Below are 2,806 nucleotides of genomic sequence, written 5' to 3'. Positions count from 1 at the left end.
ACCAGGTAGTCGAAGAGCAGCGCGATGATGTAGTTCGGCTGGAAGAACGGCGTGGCGAAGTCGGTCGCGACGACCAACCTCATCAACGCGGTGGCCGAGTCCTATGGCGTGCAGCTTTACGAGACGCCGGTGGGCTTCAAGTACATCGGTGAGCTGATCAACCAGGACAAGATCGCAATCGGCGGCGAAGAGAGCGCCGGTCTCACGATCCGGGGTCACGTGCCGGAGAAGGACGGCGTCATCGCCGGCCTGCTGGTTGCGGAGATGGTCGCTGTCCGTGGCAAGAACCTGGGCACGCAGCTCAAGGAGCTCTTTGCGCGTGTCGGTGAGTTCTATCCGAATCGCGAGAACTTCCGCCTTACGCCTGAGGTTAAGACGAAGTTTGTCGAGAAGGTCAAGGGCGATCCGACGGAGATCGGTGGCCGCAAGGTCACGTCGGTAGTCCGCACGGATGGTCTGAAGCTGATCCTGGCCGATGGTTCGTGGGTCTGCTATCGCCTCAGCGGCACCGAGCCGGTGGTTCGCGTGTACTCCGAAGCGCGCAAGGCTTCCGACGTTGAGCCTCTCAGCGAAGCCGCAAAGGCGTGGGTTCTCGAATAGACGAGAGTTTGTAGCAGTAACAGATACAAAAAGCCGCTTGCCTCAGCATGAAGAGGCAAGCGGCTTTTTTGCTGCGTCCTGCATGCCTCATCACGTGATTCCGTTTCGGGACGCGAAGGTTTGGCGAAAGAATGCTCATGTTGATTCCTCTGTTGCCGCTTCGCAACGCAATGTGCTTCATCCTGCTCATCCCACCGTCGATGATGAAAGCTTGGAGGCAGTTCCGGTGCAGGCAGTAGAGTCCAAAGCGTCGTGGCATTCGCGGATCGTGGGTGGGGTGTTCCGCGTGCGGCGGCGTATCGCCACAGGACTCGCTGTAGTGCTGGCAGTCTTCTTCGGTTTTCACGTAATGTTCGGCCGCAACGGTCTGAACGCCTACGAGGCGAAGCGCGTCGAGGACAAGTCGCTGCAGAAGCAGATCGACAGTCTCCGCACGGAAAACGACCGTATGAAGGACCACATCGATCATCTGCAGACCGACCCCGATGCCATTGAGCACGAGGCGCGCGAGAAGCTGCATTATGCGCGGCCAGATGAGGTGATCTACACGCTCAACGACGCGCCGCATCCTTCCGATTCCACTCCTGCTCCATCGCCGGGTGCGCAGTCGCGGCGTTAAGCTGGCTGTCTTCGTTCTACGCAGAACTTCTCTCGCGCTCCATCCTTTTGTCCGATGAGAGAGGGAAGGGCGCGTTTCCACGCCTGTTGCGGGACCGCACGAGAAGGTAAGCTGAAGAAACGGCAAGACAGATCCCTTACGGGACACTGAGATCTTTCCGGCACTTCATTCTTCGGGGCGATCAGGCTTGCTGGCTTCTTTTCGATTTTTGTTAAATTCGACGCGCGGATACCGGCTGCGGCCATGGGCGAGCCCATATGTGAAGTGGCGCATCGAGACCTATTCCGGGATGAAGGCGGAGAAGATCCGGCCTCGGGATGTGCTGGGGTTCGTGTGGCAGGAAAAGTGGCAGCTGCTGCGGTTTCTGCGCTGGACCGGTGAGATCGACAAGGCCGCGACGCGAGATTAGTACGGATACAGGGGACAGAAAGCACGTGACCAGCCGCCGTAACTTCAGCCGTCGTACATTTCTGTTGGGAGGCGCTGCTGCATCGCTGGCAGCAGGCATGCGTCTGCCGCTTCTTGGCGAGAAGCATAAGCTGCCGAAGTTGAAAGGGCCGCAGTTTGCCGATGTGACCGGTCCGCGCTCGCTACGCGCGCATGCGCAGGCAGTGGGATTGCTTGTCGGCTGTGCCGTTGTGCCTGAGCGCCTTACCGGCGAGCCGGCGTATGGTTCGGTCGTGGCCGAACAGGCGAACATCCTGGTAGCCGAAAATGCGATGAAGTGGCAGGCGCTGCGGCCCGCTCCCGATAAGTTCGATTTTCGGAGCGCAGATGAACTGGTGGACTTTGCTGCGGCGCATGGGCAGAAGGTCCGCGGGCACAACCTCTGCTGGCATGAATCGCTGCCGTCGTGGTTCGCCGGGACCGTCACGAAAGACAACGCACAGGGTTTCCTGATCCAGCATATCCAGACGGTTGCCGGGCATTTTGCGGGCAAACTGCACTCCTGGGACGTCGTGAACGAGGCCATCGACCTGAAGGATGGCCGGGCGGACGGGCTGCGCAAGACACCGTGGCTCGAGATGATCGGTCCGGATTACATCGAGCTGGCTTTTCATGCGGCGCGGGAGGCCGATCCCACGGCTTTGCTCACCTATAACGACTACGGTATCGAGAACGACTCGCCCGATAGCCGTGCCAAGCGCGGACAGGTGCTGATGCTGATCCGGCGGCTGAAGGCGCGCGGGGTGCCGATCGACGCAGTCGGCATCCAGAGCCATCTGACGGTCGGCGATCCGATGCCGGGTGCAGGGCTGCTGGAGTTTGTGCGCGAGATGGCGCGGATGGGGCTTCAGGTCTTCATCACAGAACTGGACGCGAACGAGCACAAGGTAGAAGGCTTGGTGGCCGACCGCGATGCGGCGGTGGCGAAGCTCTATCACGATTACGTGGCCATGCTGGTGGCCGAGCCGAACGTGACGGCGGTGCTTACGTGGGGCATTACGGACCGCTACACCTGGCTGAATGGGGAGAAGTACGCGCGGCCGGATGGCAAGCCGCAGCGCTGCCTGCCCTTCGATTCGGATTACCAGCCCGCGCCTGCGTTCTTCGCGCTGCGGGATGCGATCGACAAACGCCGGCCGG

At 60.7% G+C, this 2,806-nt stretch carries 4 protein-coding genes; all 4 read left to right on the top strand.

Annotated features, from left to right (window positions below):
- Positions 1-51 precede the first annotated feature (51 nt).
- Positions 52-600, top strand: coding sequence for a hypothetical protein (locus tag QM649_RS20115; protein ID WP_415200865.1), 549 nt, complete (start codon positions 52-54; stop codon positions 598-600).
- Between the two features lie 211 nt (positions 601-811).
- On the top strand, positions 812-1,219 hold the full coding sequence (locus QM649_RS20110) for an FtsB family cell division protein (protein ID WP_415200864.1): 408 nt from the start codon (positions 812-814) through the stop codon (positions 1,217-1,219).
- Between the two features lie 208 nt (positions 1,220-1,427).
- Positions 1,428-1,628, top strand: a complete 201-nt coding sequence (locus QM649_RS20105) for a hypothetical protein (RefSeq protein WP_415200863.1) — start codon at positions 1,428-1,430, stop codon at positions 1,626-1,628.
- Between the two features lie 25 nt (positions 1,629-1,653).
- Positions 1,654-2,806, top strand: a 1,153-nt coding sequence (locus tag QM649_RS20100) for an endo-1,4-beta-xylanase (protein ID WP_415200862.1), incomplete at its 3' end; no start/stop codon positions are given.

The sequence above is a fragment of the Silvibacterium sp. genome (assembly GCF_047605705.1).
Taxonomy (GTDB): Bacteria; Acidobacteriota; Terriglobia; order Terriglobales; family Acidobacteriaceae; genus Silvibacterium.
Note: the sequence above shows the minus strand (reverse complement) of the source record. Positions and strands in the feature narration are given on the sequence as shown.